At 62.4% G+C, this 22,146-nt stretch carries 19 protein-coding genes and 1 pseudogene; 8 read left to right on the top strand and 12 right to left on the bottom strand.

The window, feature by feature from the left end; translation table 11 throughout:
• Both BUE39_RS31410 and BUE39_RS31415 read left to right on the top strand, forming a co-directional pair.
• The coding region (locus BUE39_RS31410) for a transposase (protein WP_200799508.1) at positions 1–203 on the top strand (203 nt) is incomplete at its 5' end.
• A gap of 262 nt (positions 204–465) precedes the next feature.
• Complete coding sequence (locus BUE39_RS31415; RefSeq protein WP_073432523.1) at positions 466–2,382, top strand: NHL repeat-containing protein; 1,917 nt, start codon at positions 466–468, stop codon at positions 2,380–2,382.
• 3 nt (positions 2,383–2,385) lie between these two features.
• Here BUE39_RS31415 and BUE39_RS31420 read toward each other — a convergent pair whose 3' ends face one another.
• From BUE39_RS31420 to BUE39_RS31440, 5 genes are all read right to left on the bottom strand, one after another.
• Positions 2,386–3,552: an MFS transporter gene (locus BUE39_RS31420; RefSeq protein ID WP_073432524.1), complete on the bottom strand. Its 1,167-nt coding sequence runs from the start codon at positions 3,550–3,552 to the stop codon at positions 2,386–2,388.
• Positions 3,549–4,343 (bottom strand): DeoR/GlpR family DNA-binding transcription regulator, encoded by a 795-nt coding sequence (locus tag BUE39_RS31425; RefSeq protein WP_073432525.1) that lies wholly within the window; start codon positions 4,341–4,343, stop codon positions 3,549–3,551. Before BUE39_RS31425 ends, BUE39_RS31420 begins: the two co-directional genes overlap by 4 nt.
• A gap of 86 nt (positions 4,344–4,429) precedes the next feature.
• Positions 4,430–5,959, bottom strand: coding sequence for a PepSY-associated TM helix domain-containing protein (locus BUE39_RS31430; protein ID WP_073432526.1), 1,530 nt, complete (start codon positions 5,957–5,959; stop codon positions 4,430–4,432).
• A 71-nt stretch (positions 5,960–6,030) separates the two neighbouring features.
• A complete protein-coding gene (locus BUE39_RS31435) occupies positions 6,031–8,481 on the bottom strand; it encodes a TonB-dependent receptor (RefSeq protein ID WP_083086401.1) in 2,451 nt (816 codons plus the stop codon).
• An 82-nt stretch (positions 8,482–8,563) separates the two neighbouring features.
• On the bottom strand, positions 8,564–8,965 hold the full coding sequence (locus BUE39_RS31440) for a DUF2946 domain-containing protein (protein WP_073432528.1): 402 nt from the start codon (positions 8,963–8,965) through the stop codon (positions 8,564–8,566).
• A 239-nt stretch (positions 8,966–9,204) separates the two neighbouring features.
• On the opposite strand from BUE39_RS31440, the gene tcuC reads away from it, so the two are divergent.
• Positions 9,205–10,503 (top strand): MFS transporter, encoded by a 1,299-nt coding sequence (gene tcuC / locus BUE39_RS31445; protein ID WP_073432529.1) that lies wholly within the window; start codon positions 9,205–9,207, stop codon positions 10,501–10,503.
• A 45-nt stretch (positions 10,504–10,548) separates the two neighbouring features.
• The gene (locus BUE39_RS31450) at positions 10,549–11,328 is read left to right on the top strand and encodes a substrate-binding domain-containing protein (protein WP_073432530.1); all 780 of its coding nucleotides are present in this window, start codon (positions 10,549–10,551) and stop codon (positions 11,326–11,328) included.
• Positions 11,329–11,586: 258 nt separating this feature from the next.
• Here the strand turns inward: BUE39_RS31450 and BUE39_RS31455 are convergent, their stop codons facing one another.
• Complete coding sequence (locus BUE39_RS31455; protein WP_073432531.1) at positions 11,587–13,521, bottom strand: SMP-30/gluconolactonase/LRE family protein; 1,935 nt, start codon at positions 13,519–13,521, stop codon at positions 11,587–11,589.
• 597 nt (positions 13,522–14,118) lie between these two features.
• Here BUE39_RS31455 and BUE39_RS31460 point away from each other — a divergent pair.
• The gene (locus BUE39_RS31460; RefSeq protein ID WP_073432532.1) at positions 14,119–14,502 is read left to right on the top strand and encodes a hypothetical protein; all 384 of its coding nucleotides are present in this window, start codon (positions 14,119–14,121) and stop codon (positions 14,500–14,502) included.
• A 187-nt stretch (positions 14,503–14,689) separates the two neighbouring features.
• Here BUE39_RS31460 and BUE39_RS35020 read toward each other — a convergent pair whose 3' ends face one another.
• Positions 14,690–15,148: a hypothetical protein gene (locus BUE39_RS35020; RefSeq protein ID WP_159442610.1), complete on the bottom strand. Its 459-nt coding sequence runs from the start codon at positions 15,146–15,148 to the stop codon at positions 14,690–14,692.
• Positions 15,149–15,290: 142 nt separating this feature from the next.
• The gene (locus BUE39_RS31465) at positions 15,291–16,718 is read right to left on the bottom strand and encodes a cytochrome P450 (RefSeq protein ID WP_073432533.1); all 1,428 of its coding nucleotides are present in this window, start codon (positions 16,716–16,718) and stop codon (positions 15,291–15,293) included.
• Between the two features lie 124 nt (positions 16,719–16,842).
• Here BUE39_RS31465 and BUE39_RS31470 point away from each other — a divergent pair.
• A pseudogene (locus tag BUE39_RS31470) lies at positions 16,843–17,165 on the top strand (CoA transferase); the annotation flags it as partial.
• A 324-nt stretch (positions 17,166–17,489) separates the two neighbouring features.
• Here the strand turns inward: BUE39_RS31470 and BUE39_RS31475 are convergent.
• From BUE39_RS31475 to BUE39_RS31485, 3 genes are read right to left on the bottom strand one after another with little or no spacing between them, the layout of a single operon-like run.
• Complete coding sequence (locus BUE39_RS31475; protein ID WP_073432534.1) at positions 17,490–18,335, bottom strand: MBL fold metallo-hydrolase; 846 nt, start codon at positions 18,333–18,335, stop codon at positions 17,490–17,492.
• 21 nt (positions 18,336–18,356) lie between these two features.
• On the bottom strand, positions 18,357–18,683 hold the full coding sequence (locus tag BUE39_RS31480; protein WP_073432535.1) for a hypothetical protein: 327 nt from the start codon (positions 18,681–18,683) through the stop codon (positions 18,357–18,359).
• Between the two features lie 7 nt (positions 18,684–18,690).
• The gene (locus BUE39_RS31485; RefSeq protein WP_073432536.1) at positions 18,691–19,236 is read right to left on the bottom strand and encodes a sugar ABC transporter; all 546 of its coding nucleotides are present in this window, start codon (positions 19,234–19,236) and stop codon (positions 18,691–18,693) included.
• Positions 19,237–19,401: 165 nt separating this feature from the next.
• On the opposite strand from BUE39_RS31485, the gene BUE39_RS31490 reads away from it, so the two are divergent.
• On the top strand, positions 19,402–20,295 hold the full coding sequence (locus BUE39_RS31490; protein ID WP_073432537.1) for a LysR substrate-binding domain-containing protein: 894 nt from the start codon (positions 19,402–19,404) through the stop codon (positions 20,293–20,295).
• Positions 20,296–20,854: 559 nt separating this feature from the next.
• Here BUE39_RS31490 and BUE39_RS31495 read toward each other — a convergent pair.
• Positions 20,855–21,217, bottom strand: coding sequence for a winged helix-turn-helix transcriptional regulator (locus BUE39_RS31495; RefSeq protein ID WP_073432538.1), 363 nt, complete (start codon positions 21,215–21,217; stop codon positions 20,855–20,857).
• A 112-nt stretch (positions 21,218–21,329) separates the two neighbouring features.
• On the opposite strand from BUE39_RS31495, the gene BUE39_RS31500 reads away from it, so the two are divergent.
• Complete coding sequence (locus BUE39_RS31500; RefSeq protein ID WP_073432539.1) at positions 21,330–22,064, top strand: SDR family NAD(P)-dependent oxidoreductase; 735 nt, start codon at positions 21,330–21,332, stop codon at positions 22,062–22,064.
• The last annotated feature ends 82 nt before the right edge of the window (positions 22,065–22,146 follow it).

The following is a 22,146-nucleotide window of genomic DNA, read 5'->3' on the forward strand; positions in this document are numbered from 1 at the left end:
ATACCATTGCCTCGAGCGTGGGCTACGCCATTTCGCAGCAAAAGCGCAAGTTGATCGAACAAGGCTTCGGGTGGGCCAAGACCGTGGGGCGCATGCGCCAGGTGGTGGTGCGCGGGTTGAAGAAAGTGGACCAGATGTTCGTGTTGAACATGGCTGCCTACAACCTCGTGCGCATGCGCTCACTGACACAAGTCCGTCTGTAGCAGCGAAAAACGCGGCAATGAAGCCAGAAATTGGCCTCAAACTGCCGAACAAGCGTGGAATTCACGTTGAAATTGCACAATGCGATAAACCTTGTGGCGAGAGCCGCGTAAGTGCAGAAAGGCTGCTTCTGTCGGACTGTATTTCAGCAGCCTGTTAAAGCTCAATAGCCGTTTTTAACAAGCCTATTTAACAATTGCATTTAACATTTCACGTCTCCGATTCATTCACTATCGAACGGGCGCCGTCGGGAGAGCATCACTCATGGTCCACAAACGAATGCGCGCCGTGTTCCTCGGCGCGGTGATTGCGATGATCGCGTCTCTCTGTCAGGCGCAATACGCAACCGACTGGCTGGCGAACACCTACGGCACCCTGGCCGCTCACGTGGGCAACGGCGCACGCTCGATGTGGGTCGCGCCCGAGGGCGTCATCTATACGGCTTCCCTGTGGGACGAAAACGAGGGCGGCGTCGCGATCTACCAGAACGGCAAGAGCATTGGCTCGATGGGCATCAACAGCGAGTTTCAGGGCGGGGCCATCACGGGCAATGCCACGTCGATCTTCACTGCGTTGCAGTACGGTACGCCGGACGGCACCGGTTCGGTCGTGCGATACAACCGCGCGACTCGAACCCGCGATCTCGTCATTCATGTCAGCGTGTGGGACGCGCTTCCTCGCGGCGACGTCATCACCGGTCTCGCGACCGCGGGCTCGCTGCTTTATGCGAGCGACTTCTTCAGCAATCGCGTGCGCGTCTATACGACGGACGGCGTATGGCAGCGCGACATCAGCGTCTCAGGTCCGGGCGCGCTCGCCGTGGATGGCGCGGGCAATCTCTGGGTCGCCCGCAAGAGCGCCGGCGTGATCGCGCAATACAGCGCGGCCGGCGCGCCGCTGAACACCATCCAGATGTCCGCCGCATCGCGGCCCTCCGCGCTGTATTTCGATGCGTTGTCCGGGCAACTCATGGTCGGCGACCAGGGTCCGGACATGAACATCAAGCTCTACAACATTGCGGGCGCGCCGACGCTGGCCGGCACGTTCGGCGTTCAAGGCGGCTATCTCGACACCACGACCGGCATCAAAGGCCAGGTGGGCGACAAGCGCTTCACGCGCGTCGTCGGCATCGGCAGGGATTCCGCCGGCAACCTGTATGTGCTCAACAATCCGTGGGGCGGAGGCTGGGACCTGGGCCGCAACGGCTCGACCGACATTCACATGTACAACAGCGCCGGCATTCTGCAATGGAAGCTGCAGGCGCTGAACTTCGAGGCGGTCGCCGCGCCGGACCCCGCGACGGACGGCGCCTACTTCTATAGCGGCATGAACATTTATACGGGCACCGCGGGCGGCACCTTCGTCGCGAATACGGTCGATCCGTTCACGTATCCGTCCGACCCGCGCCTGAGCATGAGCGACACGCAGCGCGGCCAGCACTTCGGTCAGCTCGTCAACGTTGGCGGGAACCGGATTCTCGTGGCCTCCGGCCAGAATCCCGGCGCGTTCAACTTCTATCATTTCAATCCGGCGAGCGGCTACATCGCCATACCGGACGCATCCATTCCGGGCACCGCGTTCAATACGACCCGACAGGTCACGGGCGGATTCTGCCTCGACAGCCGGGGAGACGTATGGGCCGGTCTGGATAGAACGAACCAGATCTATCACTACCCGCTGACCGGTTTCAACGGCGAGGGAAAACCGGCGTGGGGACCGGGCACCACCACTTCCATTCCGCAGAGCATCCGGCCGCTCACGCGCATCATCTACATGCCCGAAACCGACACCATGATCCTCGCGCAAGGGATTGCGGGGAGTTGGGACTGGACCGCGATCGATTCGAGAATCGAGGTGTATCACGGCTGGAGCGCGGGCAACAGGGCGAACCCCAATCCGGTGATCACGCTCACCAGCGCCAATCCGAAGTCGATTACGGCGGCCGGCAATTATCTGTTCGTCGGCTACGTGCACACCGTGCCGAACATCGACGCCTTCAACCTCACCACGGGCCACCTCGACGCCACGCTCACCAATTCGAGTCCCGGTACGCTGGATGTCGGCAACGACGTGGATTCGATGTACGGTCTGCGCGCCTATCAGCGAGCGGCGGGCGAATACGTGATCACGAAAGACAACTACAACGGCTCGAGTTTGATCGTTTATCGCTGGACGCCCTGACTTTCACGCGAGCCGCACGCCGCGCACCGCCCTGCCGCCCAGCAGGCAGACGATCGCGGCGGCCAGCACGAGCACGCACAGCGCGAGGCGCAAGCCGAGCCAGCCGGCGCCGAGCCCGATCAACGGCGGCCCGATGAGGAAGCCCGCATAGCCCGCGGTGGCCGCCATCGACACGCCGATCGCCGGCGTGTCGGTCGAGCGGCCCGCCGCGCTGAAAATAACCGGAACGATATTCGCGAGGCCGATGCCGACCATCGCGAAGCCCACGCAAGCGGTGAGCACCGTCGGCAAGCTGAGCACGAGCGCGAGCCCGGCCACCGCGATCAGGCCGCCCAACGCCACGACCTTGCTGGAGCCGAAGCGGCGCACGGACACGTCGCCGACAATACGGCAAGCCGCCATTGACAATGCGAACGCGGAATAGCCGACCGCGGCGACGCTCGCCTCCTGGTTCAACGTCGAGCGAAGGTACACCGCGCTCCAGTCGGCCACCGCGCCTTCCACCAGCATGCACAGAAACGCGAGCATCGCGAGTTTCATCACGCCGCCGCTCGGCCACGCGAATCCGCTCGAAGACGCAGCCGCGCGCGGACCGAGATCGCGTAGCGCGAGAAGCGCGGCGGCGACGATCACGATACCGATGACAACACCCGGCAACAGCAGACCGCCGATCACGCCGACGCCGCCTTTCTGAAGCAGCGCACCGGTCGCCGCGCCGAGCAGCCCGCCCGCGCTCCATGCCGCGTGAAACGACGACATGATCGGCGAGCGCCACTGTGTTTCGATGGTGCTGGCGTGTCCGTTCATCGAGACGTCGAGCGCGCCGTTCGCCGCGCCCAACATGAACAGCACAATGCATAGCGCCGCCATGCCCGGCGCGAACGCGGGCAGCGGCAGCGCGACGACGAACGCCGCGCCGAGCAGCGCGGTGGCCCGGCCGCTGCCGAAGCGCGGCGCGAGTTGCCCCGCGAGCGGCATGGCGACGATGGCGCCCAGCGCGAAGGCGAACAACGCGATACCCAACGCGGTGTCGCTGAGCGCGAGGCTTTCCTTGATGCGCGGCACTTCGACGGCCCACGCGCCGATCCCGAATCCGTTGGCGAGAAACACGCCGATGGTCGCAATGCGCTCCTTCAACGGCTTGATACTCGATGCGAGGTGTGACGTCATGACCGAGCCACCGTCACGTTGTCGCACACGGCTTCGAGTCTCGCGAGCCGCCCGGCAGGCACGTCGGCTTCGACAAACAGATAATCGACGGCCGATGCCGCCGCGACCGCGAATGGCGCCGCGGTCATCAGCTTCTCAGAGGTCATCGCGACGGCGATCTGGCCGCTCGCTTTCACCATTGCACGTTTGATTTCGGCTTCCTCGGCGTCGAAGGCGGCGACGCCTTCATCGGGATCGAGCGCACACGCGCCGAGAAAGCAAAGGTCGGCCTTGATCTGCTGGATTTGCAGCAAGGCGGTCGAGCCGACCGAGCCGGCCACGTTCCTGGCGATGCGTCCGCCGATCAGGATCACCTCGATTCCCGGCCGGTTCAGCAAGCGCGCGCAAGCCTCGGGCGAATTCGTCACGACGGTCAGGTCCGCGTGGTCGGGAAGCGCGGCGGCGATGGCGACGTTGGTGGAGCCCGTGTCGAGCACGATGATCTGTTTCGGCCGGACGATCGACGCCGCGGCGGCAGCGAGGCATGCCTTGCGGTCCATTGCTTGCCGCATGCGAACCGCCGCCGGCTCGCCGCCCGGCGAGAGGAGCAGGGCGCCGCCGTAGACGCGCTTGCAATGCCCCTGCTCGGCGAGGTCGCGCAAATGACGGCGCACCGTGTGTTCGGAAGTCTGCAATTCCGCCGCGAGCGACGAGGCGAGCACGCGCCCTTGCGCGCGCAGCCGCTCCAGGATCAACTGCTCGCGCTGCTCGGGCAGAAGCCCTTCCATTGCTTCCTGTCGTGTTCGTTGCATGTCTCCGCCTTGCTCGATTTGAAATCACTCATAACCGAGCAAAATGTATCGTAAACGATCAAACTATGCAACGACGCCGCGATAGCTCAGGAAGGCTGTGCGTCCGGATCACGCCGCGAAGTCCGCCCGAAAAATGCCCGATCGGCGAGCCACACGGCGACGAGCGTCGCGCCCATCAACGGAAAGACGATGCCGAGCAGGACAAGTGCGGCTTTCCAGCCGCGCATCGGCGGCGCGGCCCGTTCGCGCGACGGCGCGCCGAGCGCGCGTTGCGGCCGCCGCTTCCACCACATCACGCAGCCGGTTACGGCCATGCCCGCGAGTCCGAGCGAAATCGCGGCGCAAAGAATCTGATTCGCGACGCCGAAGTAGCGGCCCATATGCAGCGACGTGCCATACGACACCGCCTTGGACACCGCGCCGTAATCGCCATAGCGAATGTCCTTCAGCACCGCGCCGCTGTATTGGTCGATGTACAGGGTGCGCTCCTGTTTAGGATCGGCCGGAAAGTACGAGACGGTGTAGACGCCCGTCGGCGATGCGGGCAGCGCGATGTTGTAGCCATCGGTCACGCCGAGCGATGCCGTCAGCGCGACGATGCGCCCAAGCGGCAGCGCCTCGGACGCGTGAGCACGCGCATCGACGGAGGACGGCACCGGCGTGTTGCCGACCGCCCACGGCGTAAGCGGCAAGGGCAGATCGTCCATGACCATGCCCGGCATCGAGTCCGCGTTCGATGCGTGGGCCTCGTGCCCGCTGTGTTCTCCGTGTGCCGTATGCGCGGATTGCGCCGCGGCGGACGTATCGCCGACGGTGGCCCGCTCGCCTCGCGCGCCCGGCCATACCGAGCGCAACGGCAAGCCGCCCCACGATCCCGGCGGCGCGCCCAGATTCGCCGCGCTCGCGAGCGCCTTGAACTGCTTGCCCCACGAACCCGACCACGGCAGCCCCGTCAATACGAACGCCAAGGCGCCGAGCGCGAGCCAGATACCCATCGCCGCGTGGATGTTCCTCCACAGCGCGCGGCCCTTTAGCGCGAAGCTCGGCGTCAACGCGGCGCGTAAGCTGGTTTTCTCGCGTGGCCACCAGAGTGCGACGCCGGTGCCGATCATCACCAGCGTCCAGCATGCGGCCAGTTCCATCAGCAGTTCGCCGGGTTTGCCGAGCAACAGCTTGCGATGCAGCATCCGGTCGACTTGCATGAAGCGATGCTCGACGCTCAGCGTGCCCAGCACCTCGCCGCTGTACGGATTCAGATAGACGCTCTGTTTTTCGCCGTCAGGCAGACGGAACACGAATTCGGCGCTGCGATCCGGCGCGCTCGCAATCACCGCGGTCACGGCAGCCGCGCCTCGCGGCATCGCCGCGCGGGCCTTGGCAAGCAACGTGTCTTCGCTGAGCCTGGCTGTCGCTCGCGGTTCGACGATCAGCCGGTGCGGATAAAGCAGCGGCTCGATTTGCGGCTGAAAACAATACAGCGTGCCGGTGATCGCAAGCACGATCAGAAACGGCATCACGAAGAGCCCTGCATAGAAATGCCAGCGCCACAGCGTGCGATAGCCTGCATTCGGCATGCCGGTGAGCGCAGCCGTGCGTTGAGTGGTCGTGGTCGACATGGAATCTTCCTGAAACGAAAAATGGGTCAATCGGTTCGCGCCCGGCGCCTACGCGTGGCAGCGCATCGCGTTCACATGCGCAGCTTCGCCTCGACGTAGAACGTGCGGCCCGGATACGGGTGATAAACGAAGTAGCGGGCATCGAACAGGTTGTCGACGCCGATGCCGATTTCACTCAGCTTCGTCGGCTTGAAGGTGAACTTCGCGTCGGCCACCGTGTACGAACTCGTGCCGCCGAACACGTCGGGATTCGTGTCGGTATTGGTGAGCGTGTTGTACTGGCGGCCCGAATAGCGCGCGGCGAGCGTGAGCGCCGCGCGTTCGTCGATGTGATAAGTCGCCGCGAGATTCACGCGCCACAGCGGAATGCGATAGAAGTACTTGCCGACCGTGGCCGGGTTTTGCGCGTTGGCGATGATCTTCGATTGCGTATAGGCCACGCTCGCCAGCAGATCGAGGCCGCGCACGAACACGTCCTCTCCCGAGTAGCTGGTTTCCACGCCGCGCGAGCGCACCTTGCCGATGTTCTGGAAGTTCGTCACGCTGGGAATCACGGTCGTATCGGTCTGACTGAAGATCGTGTTCTTCACGTCGTCCTGAAACAGCGAGAAGCGGAATACGCCATTCCAGTGTGCCCATTCGGCGCTCAGTTCTTTCGAAAGATCGTCTTCGGGCTTCAGGTTCGAGTTGTTGTTGACGATCGAGGCGCCGTTGATTTGCCCCTGGAACAATTCGCTGACAGTCGGAAACCGATAAGCGCGGCCGATGGAAGCGCGCAAGCTCAGGTCGTCGCTGACATCGAACGAGAGCGACGCTTTCGGCGAGAAATGCTGCTGGCTTGCATCGCGGTATGCAAGCCTTTTGCCGGGCAATGCCTGAGAACCGCCATAGGCTTGCCAGTCTTCATACCGCACGCCGTACACGAGCTTCCAGCGTGGCAGAAAACGCCAGGCGTCCTGCGCGTACAGCGCCTGGGTTTGCGTCTTGCCCGCGAATGCGTTGGCAAACGACGTGGCCGCGCCGTCGCGCCAGTTGAGCGTGTTGTAGCTCTTGTTGTCGAGGAAGTAGTTGTCGTAGTGATAGCCGAAACTCAGCGCGTGATTCGCGAGCCCGGCTTGTGTCACCGCGGGCGTGTAAGTGGTGCGCAGATCGAGCGTTTTCCAGCCCGTGCCGTCGCCGAGCATCATCGTGCCGGGGCCGTTGCCCGGCGCACCCGAGCTCGCGGTGCGCGCCACGCTGTTGCGGATGTCGTAGTAGGAAGCGATCGCCTCGCCGTTCCAGCCCGTGGCGTTGCGCGTTTTCAGCGACACGCCGTAGAGCCAGTTCTCGCTATGGCCGAGGCTCGGGGCGAATGCGGCGGCGGGAATCGTGTATTCGTAGCCGTCGATCGCAACCTTGCCGCTGTATACGGGGTTGCCGTTCGCGTCGCGCAGGAAACTCGACGTCGCGCTGTTATACGTTTGATGCCAGTAGCCGAGCGTGAAGCCGGCTTGCAGCGTCGGCGTGAAGTCGTATTGCATCTTCAGCCTGAACTGGTCCTGCACGGTGTGCTCGATGCCTTCGCCGTTCACGCCGAGCACCGCGGTCGGCGTATTGGTCTGGTTGTTGTAGAAGTGCGCGCCGCTCACCGGGGTATCGCCGGCGTTCGCGGGCGTGGTCGATTTGGCGAGCGTGGTGAATTGCAGCGGCTGGCTGGTGTTGTCCAGGTGGTTCACGCCGAGCCGATACGAGAACTTGCCGATCCGGTCGCCGATCGACGCACTCGCTTCGCTGCCGTTGAAGTTCTGATTCACGCCGAACAGGCTGAAGTGCTGGGTGAAGGCTTTGAGGTCCGCGTCGGCTTCGAATTTTTTCGGCATCCGCGTGCTGATGAGCACCGTGGCGCCGAGCGAATTGCCCGGATACAGCGCGGAAAACGGCCCGTAGATCACGTCGACCTGCTGGATCTCGTCGGGCGACACCATCGACCAGCGCGGCGGAAACGAAAAGCTGCTGCCGAGCAGATTGCTGAGCAGCAGACCGTCCGCATAGACGAGACCGCGCGCGCTCTGCGTGTTGCTCGTGCCGCGCACGGCGATGATCGCATTCAGGTCGCCGATGAAGCGCTTGCGCACCGCAAGGTTCGGCATGTACTTCAGCACGTCCTCGGTGTTGACGACGTTCCAGTTGTCGAACTGTTCGCGGGTCACCGTCTCGACGGACGCCGGCAGATTCGGGTCCACGGCGCGCGGCGTGCCGGCCGCATTCGCGCTGACCCTGACTGCCGGCAGCGTGGCGTCCGCGATTGCGTTCTCCGCATGAGCCGGCGACGGGATGAATGCCGGCACCAACGCCGGAACGAAGACGGATAAACAGCCGGGCAGATAGACGGTCGCGCCGGCAGGCCAGTACCGCGCCAAACAAGTGGGCAACTGAACCAAAGGATGCACTGAGAAGTGTGCGGGCCTAGACCGCGGCGAACGCCGCGCGGGCGCGCAACGGCGAGCGCGAAGGCACAGCCTTCGCAGAACGAGCTTGAACATGAACGTTTCCTCGATGCATTGAACAGGCGATCGCGCGCGCCCTCGACGGACGCGACGAATACGCAATCAGGAACAACGGCAATCAGGAAACGACAGGCGGGTCTCGGGGACGTCCGGACGGAAACGCGCCGAGCGGCGTGAAACGGGTGGAGAGGGTGGGCGGCGCGGTGCCGGCAAGCGCGAGCGGCGCCGGCAGATCGACGGCGGCAACAACCGACATCGCGACGTGATGTTCGAGCAGATGGCAGTAGCCGCACGCGCCGAAGGCGTCGTCGTGGCTGAGACTGACCGGCGCGGGGCCGGCCTGAGCGATCGCGCTCGCGTCGCTCGGCCCGCTCGGCTGAAGCGCCGAACAGAGCGCCGCAATGGGCTCATGCACACGGCTCGACGCCAGCATCTGACTCACGACCGGCGCGAACACGACGAGCCACATGGCGATCAGGCCAAGCCATGCGGTCAGGTGGTGGCGGGAGCGTGAAGTCATGATGGAGAGGATAAAGACGCCGGCGATTCTAGCATCGCCGGGCCGGATTTTGCCGCGCGATCCTCGTCATGCGGGCCGATCGGCGGACAGGATCTCGTGCATCGCCTGGCCGCCACTGATAACCCCCGCACATCAATCGTTCCAAAAATAGCACTTATCGTTTCGCGGCGTTCGGGCGAGTATTCGACAAACAACAATCCGCCGAGCACCGCAAGCTCAAAATTTCTGGAGACGTCTCGATGCATTCCCCCTCAACCTCCCTGGCCCCCGGGCAATCGAAGGCCTCCGCCGTACTTCGCGTGACGGCGGGCAACTTCCTGGAGCAGTTCGATTTCTTCCTGTTCGGCTTCTATGCCACGCAGATTGCCGCGGTCTTTTTCCCGGCGGGGAGCGAGTTCGCTTCGCTGATGATGACCTTCGCGGTCTTCGGCGCGGGCTTCCTGATGCGGCCTCTCGGCGCGATCATTCTCGGCGCGTATATCGACGATGTCGGCCGTCGCAAGGGCCTGATCCTCACGCTGTCGATCATGGCGAGCGGCACCATCCTGATCGCGTTCGTGCCCGGCTATGCAACGATCGGACTCGTTGCGCCGGCCCTGGTGCTGATCGGCCGTCTGCTGCAAGGCTTCTCGGCGGGTGCGGAGTTGGGCGGCGTGTCGGTCTATCTCGCCGAGATGGCGACGCCCGGCCGCAAGGGGTTCTTCACGAGCTGGCAGTCCGCCAGCCAGCAGGTGGCGATCGTGGTGGCAGCGGCACTCGGCTTCGCGCTCAACCAGTGGCTGGACACGGCGGCGATCGCCGCGTGGGGCTGGCGCGTGCCGTTCTTCGTCGGCTGCATGATCGTGCCTTTCATCTTCGTTCTTCGGCGCAATCTGGAGGAAACGCGGGAATTCAAACAGCGCCAGCATCGCCCGGGCATGAAGGAGGTTTTCGCCACGCTCGTGCAGCACTGGAATGTCGTGATCGCCGGCATGCTGCTGGTCGCGATGACCACCACGAGCTTCTATCTGATCACCGTGTATGCGCCGACCTTCGGCAAGACGGTCCTGCATCTGAGCACCGCCGACAGCCTGCTCGTCACGCTGTGCGTGGGGATCTCCAACTTCATCTGGCTGCCGGTCGGCGGCGCGTTGTCGGACCGGATCGGACGCCGTCCGCTCCTGCTCGGCATGACGGTCCTGGCGATTGCGACCGCCTACCCCGCGCTATCGCTGCTGGCTCACGCGCCGAGCTTCGTCAACATGCTGCTCGTGCTGCTCTGGCTCTCGTTCATGTATGGCATGTACAACGGCGCAATGATCGTCGCGCTCACCGAAGTGATGCCGGTCGAAGTGCGTGTCGCGGGATTCTCGCTGGCCTACAGCCTCGCCACGGCGGTCTTCGGCGGGTTCACGCCCGTCATCTCGACCGCGCTCATTCATACGACGGGCGACAAGGCCGCGCCCGGCTACTGGATGAGCTTCGCCGCGGTGTGCGGGCTAGGCGCCACGCTGGCACTGTATCGGCGCCGTGCCGTTCCGCTGCCTGCCGCTTCCTGAAGCATCGCTGCGCGCCTCGAATTTCAGACTGACATTCCTTCGACCATGAAATCCATTCTTCTGAAACTCTGCGCGGCGGCGCTGCTCGTCAGCGCCGTCGCGGCGAATGTGCAGGCCGCCGATCTGCACGTGATGACCTCGGGCGGCTTTACCGCCGCCTACAAGCTGCTCGGCCCGAAGTTCGCGGCGTCGACCGGCAACACGCTCGATACCGCGCTCGGCCCGTCGATGGGCAAGTCGCCGGAGGCCATTCCGAACCGTCTTCAGCGCGGCGAGCCTGCCGACGTGGTGATCATGGTCGGCTATGCACTCGACGACCTGATCAAGCAGGGCAAGGTGATGCCCGATTCGCGCGTCGAACTCGCGGATTCGCGCATCGGCATGGTCGTGCGCGACGGCGCGCCGAAGCCCGACATCGCGTCCGAGGCGGCGCTCAAGGAAACCTTGCTGCATGCCCGGTCGATCGCGTACTCGGATAGCGCGAGTGGCGTCTATGTCGAGCGCGAATTGTTCAGGCGGCTCGGCATCGAGGAACAGGTGAAAACCAGGGCGAGGATGATCCCGAAGATTCCGGTGGCGTCCGTGGTTGCGACCGGCGACTACGAAGTGGGTCTTCAGCAGGTGAGCGAGCTGCTGCCGGTGAAGGGCGCGGCGTACGTCGGCAAGATTCCGGAGTCGATGCAGTCCGTCACGCGCTTTGCCGCGGGCATACCGGTCGGCGCGCAGCATCCGAAGGAGGCGAAAGCGCTGCTCGACTATCTCGCGTCGCCCGCCGTGCAGCCGGAAGTGACATCGACCGGGCTCGATTCCGTCGCCACGCATTGAGACAAAGGCAACGATTCAGCCCGGCAGGTCGGCGGGCTGATCGAAGGTTCTTCTGGCTGATGCGCCAGGCACAAGGCGTTCTTCAGGCGAGAGCGGACCCGGCAAAAGTCCTCGGTCTCGAGCGCTTCATTCGCTCGAAACAGAAGTTCTATTGCGCGGTTCCACGACGGTGTAGAAAACCCGATTTGCACCCGCTCTGTTCAGCACAAGTGCCAATCCGCGCCGGGGCCTCTCTCATGGACTGGACTGAGCGCACGATCACGGCGTCCAGCGATAAACGGTGATGCTGGAACCCTTGACGTTGTTCTTCGTGACTACGTACTCGCCGGTCGATCGAAGATAGGCCCTCACGCCGTACATCGAATCGAGGGCGCTGCTGGCGTCCACGGTACTGCTATTGGTGTTGATCAGTGTGGCGTCGAGGTTGCCGGTAGCGAGGTTAAAGGCGTCGATGTTCGGCCTGGCCGGCCCGCTGCCACCGAACCAGTAGCCGACGAAGAGATGGTTGCCGGCCGCGGCAATCGACTTGGCGCCGGCGTTAGCGAGGTTGATCACCGGGTTCGGCGCGGTGGTGTTGCCCGCGCTCCAGCCGTGATACACCTCGATCCGCGTGCCGATCGACGTCCAGTCCGTGCTGCCCACGATGCCCTGTCCGAGAATCATGGTGTCGCTGTCCGCCAGGTAGATGATGCGCGTCAACGGCTGGATGCTGGCGGGAATGCGGACCGGGATACCGGACCCCCATGCTGGCTTGCCGCTGGCGTCGAAGCGGGTCAAGGGATAGTGGTAGATATAACCGGTCCTGTCCAGACCGGCCCACACGCCCCCCTTGCTGTCGATGCAGAACCCGTTTCTGACCGGTGCGGTCGTATTGAACGCCGTACCGGGAAGGGTGGCGTCCGGTATCGCGATGTAGCCATTCGCAGCGTTGAAGTGGAAGAAGTAGAACGTATCGGGATTCTGGCTGGACACCACGAGAATCCGGTTGCCGCCCACGCTGGCAAGTTGACCGAAGTGCTCATCCCGTGCGCGATCGTTGAAGTTGACGCGCGGGTCCGACGGATAGGCGAACGGATCGACGGTATTCGCGACGAAGGTGCCGCCTGCGGTGCCGGCGTGAATGCTGGTGCCGCCATAGAACAACGCGCCATCGGTGGCCGGGTCCGGCGCGGCGACGCCCTCGAAGTTCAGGGACTGAAGCGTCCACTGCAAGTTGCCGGCGGTGCCATACGCGTGAATGTCGGTGCCGCCGTCGCGGCCGAGGTCCCAGCTTCCTCCCCACGGGTTGTTGAGCACGTAGAGGTTGCCGGCGGTGTCCTTGCCGATGCCCGTGACGCGGGTGAAGCGCTTCGCACCGACCTGGCCTTTGATTCCCGTCGTGGTGTCGAGATAACCACCCTGAATGCCGAATGTACCGGCCAGTGTGGGCGTGCCCGAGAGCTTGTAGCGCTTGATATTCATGTCAGGGCCCTCGTCGCCGACCATGAGCTGCCCCGTTGAGGCATCGGAATAGAGCGCCGATGGCTGCGAGTCGACAGGCATCTGGATGGTATTCAGCAGCGCGCCGGTTGGGCTGAACTCGACGATCGTGCCCGTCTTCTTCTGTGCAACCCAGACGTTGCCCGCGCCATCCAGGGCGAGCGCGCCCGGACTCGCGACGTTGATGTCGCGCTTCCACACACCGTCGGTGGTGAAGACCCGGACGCGATTGCCAAAGAAGTCGCTCGCATAGAGCAGCGAACCGGCGGTGACGAGTCCGGTGACGACATCGACCCGAGGCTGGTTGCTCAACGCACTGACCTGAATCAAAAGATCGCGGGTCCTGGTGGTACGGTTGTAGCGTCCCACCGCGCCGCTTCCGTAGGCGCTGCTGTACTGCAGCGCCGCGAAAATCGAAGCGGCGTTTCCGGTAATGGCGCTGCCCTGGAACTCACCGTGAGTCCCGATCGAGCCGGCGCTGCGACCGTTCTGGTAGATGGCGACGCCGCCCTCGTACTCGTCCCACATGGAGGCCGTATAGATCACCCCCTCGGGCGCGACCCACATGGCACGCGCAGTGTTGCCGACGTGGCCGGCGAGGGTGCCATAGGTGTTCGCCAGCCAGTCGGTGGTGTTTTGCGCCTGACAGGCCGGTGCAAACGCGGCGATCGCCAGGGCGAGGAACACAGCACGAATCCGATTCTTCTCGACCATGGCCGATGCTCTCCGAAAGGTGGCGATCATTCACTTGGATCGACTCCGAGGAATGGGCGAGACCCCGCGAGCGCTTGCACGGTCGCATAGACAGGTGACTCATGTATGAACATATGCAACTCATCGCGCCTTTACAAGCTCGCCGCATGGGTTATGCGCCGCCGCTATCTGCCACCGCCGTCCAGCGCGCGTCTGCCAATATGCCTGTGCGCAGGCCGTCGTTATCAGCGACCACAGCGGATGCCATCCGGTTGAGATGAGCAGCCCCGCCACTGAGAGCAGCGCGAAACAGTCTTTAACCCCGGTTGCTTACGTTGCACTTGCAGCGAAGAGCGCCATGCTGGAACAGGGCAGTCAAACGCGTGGAGGACGATCGTGATCGCGAACCGGGCGAATCCGCTCCGACCGATGCCCCGATCATGGCGACGTTGTGACCGCGTACCGCGATCAAGTCGACCCGCGGCTGAGGGTTTTCCTTGGGGAGTGAATAAGGGTGACGTTCAACCTCGAGCGCGCAGAACAGGCACGGCAACAATGCCGATGGTTGGGCGAGGGCGGTCATGCTAGGATTTCCCGCAAACAACTCAGGAGACTGCTATGCCGTTCATCTGCGAAAACGTTGAATGTCGCGCCGTGCTGGCCCGCGGGCAGGTCGGCTCCATTCATGAGAACGAGGGGTGGTGCTTCTATTGCCCAGACTGCAAGGTGAGAAACGAGTTGAAGGACATTGCCGTGCCGGGCGGTCCTGTTGAGTTGGTTCAACCGGAGAGATCTGGTCTTCCGCACAAAGTGATTGCAACTGCTCGACCACTGGAGGACGGCAGGTACTCGGCGCAGTTGCGCATACAAAGAGCACTCGGTATGAAGGGGACTTACGCGACCGAGGAGAATTGGGAACAGCTCGGTGTGTTCCTTGACGCGCAGGAGGCCGTCGCTCATGCGAAGTCCATTGCGGCAGACTGGCTGAACCGAAAGGCCTAGCCCGAGTGAGTGGAACGCTGGATTCAGCTGTGCGCGGATCTTTACGGCTGGCGCGACCGTAGATCCGCCGACAACCTGGTGCTGTCCGGCGCCGGTGCCGTGAAGGTAGCGGTTCAGCCTTCGGTACGCTCAATGAGCGACACCAATGGAACCGCTCAACGCTGAAACACTCGGCCAGACACATCACTCACGAAGCTTCGACGGCAGCGAGTTTCACAAATAGTCGGGCTGCTTCGTTGCCATGGGACAAGGCACGCAGTGCAAGCGAGAGCGCTAGCTGCGCGTCGTGGGCGACTGCGCTACGGTTTTGATCGAAGAGCTTGACGGCATGACGCATATGCAGTGCCGCCTGGTCGTGAAGCTCTGCTGCCGTTGCGTGATGTTTTGCCGCAATTTCGTTGTTTTTGTCAGAGCCGGTCGATGCAGGCGTTATCGGCGGCGTAGTGGCGCTGTGTGCACCGGCCTCGTGTGCCTGATCGATCGCGTACAAGGTGTGGCCGTAGGCCATCATCGACTGGTGTGCGGCGTGGGCATAGTCTTTACCGGCCTCGAAATGCCGCGACGCCTCGCGGTGATATCGTGCCGCCTTCTCGTGATGTGACGCTGCGGCTTCCAGATGTTCTTTTTTGTTGTGCTTCGTGTTCATATCGGCTCCTGTAAGACTCACTCCGATGGCGACCGATTGGAAGACGCCGTGGCGGGTCGGAGGCCACTGGATTCGAATTTACACGCACTTGCGCTCCTGCGCGCACCGGAACCGGATCGATCGGATGCGCGGGGCGAAAAATCTAGGCGGTCCGTGCGGTCAGACGCACCGGCATGGCACTCGGAACCATGGTGAAGGCCGTGACCTCCCGGATCGTACCTGGATCGACAGCCATCTGAATCGAGAAGTTCGCCATCAGCATCGACAGCACCAGGCGCATTTCGACCGCAGCCAGGTAACGTCCCGGACACACACGCGGCCCCGCGCCGAATTGCAGGTACGCGCGCGGGTCGTGCGCTGTACGCGGGCGGCTCCCGTCATGCAGCCAGCGATCAGGGTCGAATTGCAACGGATTCGAGAAATTTTTCTCGTCGAGTGTCGCGGGCCGATTCAGGAAAAACATCTTCGTGCCAGCCGGCAGCATGATGTCGGCGAGACACACATCCTCCAATGGCTCGAACGAGTTCACCGCGGCGACAGGACGCAGCCTTCCGGTCTCCGTGCAGACAGCCTCGAACAGATCCAGTTGCTTCAACGACGTGAAGTCCGGGCAAACGGATTCCGAGCCGAGCACACCGCGCGCTGAGTCGAAGAGCCTCTGTTGCAAGGCCGGATCTGCGGCAATGTATAGCAAAGCCCACGCTATCGAATTTGCCGTCGTGTCTTCGCCCGCCAGCAGTAGCGTCAGAACATTGGCGGCGACCTGGTCGTCGGTGACGCCGGAGCCGGGCGTGTCGCGCATGGCCAGCATCGCTTCGAGGAGATGACGTGGCGACTCCGACGGTTCATCGCGGATCCGTTCACGTGCCCGGCTCATCATGCTGCGCACATATCGGTGAACTTCGACCAGGGAGCGGTCGAGTTGGCGGTCCCGAGGGAGCTTGACATACCGCCAGTACGGAAAAGGCGCGTTGATGCGATTCATCAGCATCGGAAAGATAAGCGCGAGATGTTCCTGTATGACACCCCGGTCCTGTTCCAGGGTTCGCGGGTCCTCGCCAAAAGCAAGAGCACTGGTGACATCCACCGTGTACCGCTTCAGATCGTCAGTCATCTCGACGACCTTGCCGTGCGCCGCGGCGCTTTGCCAACGTCGGTAAAGCCTCTCCGTGGTGGCCTTGAGACCGGGATAAAACGCCTTGATATTCGGGATGGACAACGATTGCATGATCAGTTTCCGTTGAGGCGCCCAAGCTGCGCCCTCGGCAGAAAACAGTCCGTTGGTGCCGATTTCCTCCAGCACCGGCTCGATCGATGCATAACGGCGATACCGGTGCGGACGTTCGCGCATGATGGCCTGGCACAGTTCCGGATCGGTCCACACTGTCACAGGCATCCGGCAGATCTGGAACCTGAAAGGCGAGCCGAGTTCCTGGGCCCATTGTTCGAGCACGAGATGAAGGCGGGTCGGCGATAGCTGATGAAGGTTGCCGACAAAAGGCAGACCCTTCGGGCACGGAAGATCGGAAACCTGCCTGCACCGGACGCGGGAACTTGACACTGTATCCATCAGATACCTCTTGTTTTGCGGTTCCTTGATTGGATGGCCGGCAACCGGCGCTGACCGTCAGTCATTCAGGATAGATCATCCTGCGCGCGGTTGGGGGGCAATGGCGGTGAGCGCGTGCGGCCTGATGCTCGGCGATATGTACACGGGTATTCACGCCGTGGCCGCGATCAACGCCGAGTTGCTCGGTCGTGTGAAGAGCGTCGCGGCCAGCACATCGACATGGCTCTCTACGACACGCTGGTGTCGATGCACGAATACGCGGTGCAGTGCTACACGATGCAAGGCATCGTCCCTGAGCAGACCGGTCACGACATGCCTACGTCGACGCTCTATGGCGTGTTCCGCGCCGCGGATGGCGACCTCGTGATCGCCGCACAGGTGGACGACCCGTGGGAGCGTTTCGCCGCCCTGGTCGAAATGCATGGCGGACCTGCCGGGTTCGGTGCGGGTGGCGCGGTGCGCGGCGCATTGCTGCCGTTGATCGCCGACCGCCAGCAGGCAGGGAACGGCCTGGAGCCGCCGTTCGCATGGGTCGTCCCTCGGACGTTCAAGCGTCGGCTTCACCCCGTAACCGGCCATCCGCTTGACAAAGACAAACGCTCCTTCGTCAACCGAAGCGGCCGCTCAGTTAGTGCAGTGAGAACGTCCCTTAATAAACACGAAGCTAAACACGGAGCGGCCACGGCTGTTGTCACGGCATCGCACTGTTCGTCGTTGCTCCGGTGCGTAGTGCCGGAGTGGTATCAGACATAGTCACTTCTGTGCGCGGCCTCATGCTTCGGTCTCATAACGCAGACCGTAGCTCCCGCTCGTTCGCTTGATTCGCGCGAAGCCGAGTTCCCCGAAATGCATACCTGCGATCAAAAGTCCCTCCGAACTGACCAGGTCCAGAAGCCGTGATCGTGTGGCGGCTGCCAGGGAAGGGTCCTGATCGAATGCGATCGATACGTCCGGCCGTTCAATCTGGATGTGCGGGAAATGAACAATGTCTCCCCAAACAAGCAGGCCCTGATCAGGGGATTCGACAAGATATCCGGAGTGTCCATCGGTGTGTCCCGGTAGCGGCATCGCTCTGATACCGGGAAGCACTTCTCCGTCATCGAAAGTGCGAAGCTTGTCGCGGTAGCCGTCGAATACTCGACGCGCTATCAGGAAGTTACCGCGGGCACGCTCGCTGGCACGACTTAGGTTTCCGTCATCCTGCCAGAATGCGACCTCTTGCTGATGAGCAACAAGCTCCGCATTCGGAAAGGTAATTTGTCCGGCTGTGTCCACTAGCCCGCCGACATGGTCGGGATGGGCGTGTGTGAGCAGGATCGTGTCGATCTCGGATGGTTCGACGCCAGCAAGCGATAAATGGGTTCTCAGGCGGCCGCCCCATTGCTTGATGCCTCCCGCCCCACCGTCGATGAGAATCGTGCGGCCCGCTCCGCGTACTACATAGCAGTTGATATGTACGGCGGAAGGCTCCTTCTGCCCTGCATCACTTTGCATTCTTGATGCCTCGGACGGGGCGATGTTCGAGAGGAAGTCCAGACTAGCGGTAAGGTAGCCGTCGCTGATTGCGGTGATCGTGAAATCCCCGGCTCGCTGACTTGGAAAGGCAAAGGTGGACACAGTTCTTCTCCGGAAGACTTTTTAGTTTCGGGCGTGAAGGTTCGATGCGGCATACCCAAAACAACGGATGCGCGCCGTGAAACCCGTGCGGTGCGCAATGGCATCGTCCAGGGCTTCCATGAACTGGTTCATCACCGAAGGCGTGCGAAACGTCTCAAGGCGATATTGGATTTCCGCGAAGACGGGATGTCCGTGCCCATGCCGAACGTCGACATAGACGACATGAACGTTTTCGAGCGCCGCTTCAAGGACACTCGTACAGAGTACGATGCAGTCGCTGGAAAGTTCGGCAAGCCTCTCATCAGACGGCATTTGCCCGGTAGGAATATAGAAAGTGACATTGGGCATCGCGGACCTATTTTTCCTGTCCGGTCGAAACGGTGCAGGAGCGTATCAGTTGTTCCGTCATCGGCGCGTAGAGGTGGACGCCTTCCGACATGCTCTCGACAAGTTGAGCGTTTCGCCGAGGCAGTCTTGCGAGCCAACGGCGGTCCGGAAACTTCTCCAGCGCGACTGCTCGCATGGCCAACGGTGTAAGGCCCATCTGGATCAGAGGTTCGGGGCCGCCTGCGCAAAGCACGAGGAGTTCGTCAGCATTGACCGCCGGCGCAAGGCCGATATCGCTGTAGAGATTTCTATGCCAGTCGGTGATGTGTTGCTGCCACCTTGCAAAATTGCCACCGCCTTTCTGGCGATATTCCGCTCCCGTCAGAACATCGAGACCGTCAATCGTGTGGACGGCGAGGTAGACCGGGCAACCGTCGCTTAACGACTTGAAGCGCTGCGATGTGTGAAAGCCACTAACCGAGATGAGGGCGGGCAGCTTTTCAAGGCTGTAGAAGTCATTCCATTCGGCTTCGCTGTTGGCATCGGCGAAGCTGCATTCCACGGTGTAGATCATCAGATTATCCTTCGTGACGCCTGGTCATGGTGCAGCAAGCGACCCATGTTCATTGCAGTAACGTAATGCTAATCTGATGTTTTCCGCGTATATAGCGATATAAAGTCAGCCTTCAGTGATGTTTGCTCAAGCTGGTCGAACGCATTCCAACCGGCGAGACTTTCGATGCGACGTAAGATTCCAAGCAATTCCGCGCTCCTGGCTTTTGAGGCTGCGGCTCGACACGGCAGCTTCGCCCGCGCGGCCGAGGAGTTGGCGCTGACCGAGGGCGCCATCAGTCGTCAGATCGGTCGCCTGGAGGCGTTTTTGGGTGTCGCGCTGTTCGAGCGCGTTGGAAATCGGGTGAGGCTTGCGCCCAGCGGCACGCGATACGCGTTGCAGGTTCGCGAGGTTCTGGATCGACTGGAACGGGACAGCCTATATCTGATGGGGCAGCCCATCGAGGGCGCGAGCATTGATATCGCCGCCATTCCGACCTTCGCCACCCGTTGGCTTATCCCTCGGCTGAAACGCTTTCAGAATATGCATCCGAACATCACCGTGCATATCGCCGAGCGGATGGAGCCCTTCATTCTTGCGGGTAGCGGTTTCGATGCAGCAATCCATTTTGGGCATCCAGCATGGGCGGGTATGCATCTACATCACCTGCTGGAGGAGGTGCTTGTGCCCGTCTGTAGTCCGGCGCTCCTCGCGGACGCCGCTGCGAACCTGTCGCTCGACGAGCTGCCACGCCTTCACAGGCGGCAAAATCCGGACGCGTGGCAGCTTTATGCACAAGAGGCCGGCATCGTGCTGACCAATTCGGCGGTTGGCGCACGTTACGATCTCCATTCGATGCTGATAGAGGCGGCGGTGGCTGGCCTGGGTGTCGCGTTGGTGCCGCGTCTTTACATCGGGGCAGAGCTTGAACAAGGCCGTTTGGTCGCGCCTTGGCCTGACGGCAAAGCGATTACCAAAAACTTCTGCCTCGTTCTTCCAGAGCCGATCGAGTTGAGTGAGGAGCCACTACTGGCATTTGCGAAATGGATTCTTCACGAAGCCCGGGGCTTGGCGGCTTAAAGCAGCGCCTGACGTTCATCACAAGATAGCCATCCTGCAGAGTTGCCATCGCCGGGTGGTCGCCTCGCTTCGAACTGACCGTCGCGAGTCGACGAACGGCCGTTGTACCTTGAAAGCCGTCGTAGATGTGGCACTGGGTCGACGGGCAGTCCGTGTCGGGCACGGACTGCCGGGTAGCGCGCGGCGTGAAAAACCACGAGCGCTGGAAGACAATGGACAAGGTTCGGCCACAAAGAACCGTTCGACAGTGTTGCCTAAATTGTCGACAGTGGGTTGCAGACAACTTCTTCTAGCGCAAATCAAACGCCTCTATATCTTCCATCGCACTCGGGTCGCTTACGCTGGATTTCGACGCAGCAATGATCATGGTGCCGAGCAACGGCGACTACGATTGGATGAATGAGGATTGGACAGATACACAGCAGGAGATTGAAGTCGTTCAAGGTGAGACATCGGCCACCGTCACTGGATTGACGGGGAGATTTGCACAGACCGGCCCACATGTAATCGAAGTCCTTTTGCCTCGCATCGTCCGACCCGGCGGTTCTTCAGCATCCCGCTAGGACAACGCGTCGCGCTCGGCGAAGATGCTTGCCATTTCCGCTGCGTTCTCGGTTCCCCAAGTGCACAGCGGGACGATCGCGTCGGCCAGGCTGCGACCGAGCGGGGTCAGCGCGTAGTCCACACGCGGCGGCACTTCCTTGTAGTCGGTCCGCGCTACCACGCGATCGGCCTCCAGATCTTTCAATTGCTGGATCAGCACCTTGTCGCTGACGCCCTGGGTCAAGCGCTTGAGCTCGCCGTAGCGCTTCGGGCCGTCGCGCAGAAAAAACAGGATCAGCGGTTTCCACTTGCCCGAGATGATGCGGAGCGTGGCGTTGAGTCCGCAGCCGGTATCGCAGATTTGAGAGGGCGTCGTCATGTTTTGATACTTACCAAAAAGTGCATACTTGTCCTCAAGTTACCAGAACAGCATACTTCCCTCAAGTAAGCAGTTTCCTGCTTCCGTACAACTCCGAGGAAGGATGCATGTCATGACCAGACTGAATGGAAAGACCGCCGTGATCACCGGTGGCGCTACCGGCATCGGCCGCGCGGCGGCAAAGCGTTTCATCGAGGAGGGCGCCTTCGTCTTCATCTTCGGCCGCCGGCAGGAAGCGCTCGACGCCGCTGTGGCCGACCTCGGGCCCAATGCCCGCGCGATGAAGGGCTCGGTCTCCGATCTGGCCGACCTCGACCGACTCTACGCGGCGGTGAAGGCCGAGCGCGGAACCCTCGACATCGTCTTCGCCAATGCCGGGGCGGGAAGCCAGCTTCGGCTCGGCGAGATCACCGCCGAGCACATCGACGAAACCTTCGACACCAATGTGAAGGGCACAATCTTCACGGTCCAGAAGGCGCTGCCGCTGATGGGCCAGGGCGGTTCGATCATCCTGACCGGATCGAGCGCCGGCACCACGGGTGCCCCGTCAATGAGCGCCTACAGCGCGAGCAAGGCGGCAGTGCGCAACCTCGCGCGGAGCTGGGCGGAGGACCTGAAGGGCACCGGCATCCGGGTCAACGTGCTGTCGCCCGGGGCGACGGCGACCGAACTCGCGAAGGAAGCGCTAGGCGAGGAGGGCCAGAAGGTCTTCGCCTCGATGACTCCGCTTCAGCGCATGGCCGATCCGGCGGAGATCGCAGCGGTGGCCGCCTTTCTCGCATCGCCGGACAGCAGCTTCATGACCGCTAGCGAGGTCGCGGTTGACGGCGGGCTTGCGCAGCTCTGATGCGCTACCGCAACTCTGAACCGCCACGCCCGGCCGGTCACTCCATTCGATATTTGGAGCCCGCAGGGCGTGGTAAACCGAA

This window comes from Paraburkholderia terricola, from assembly GCF_900142195.1.
Classification (GTDB): Bacteria; Pseudomonadota; Gammaproteobacteria; order Burkholderiales; family Burkholderiaceae; genus Paraburkholderia; species Paraburkholderia terricola.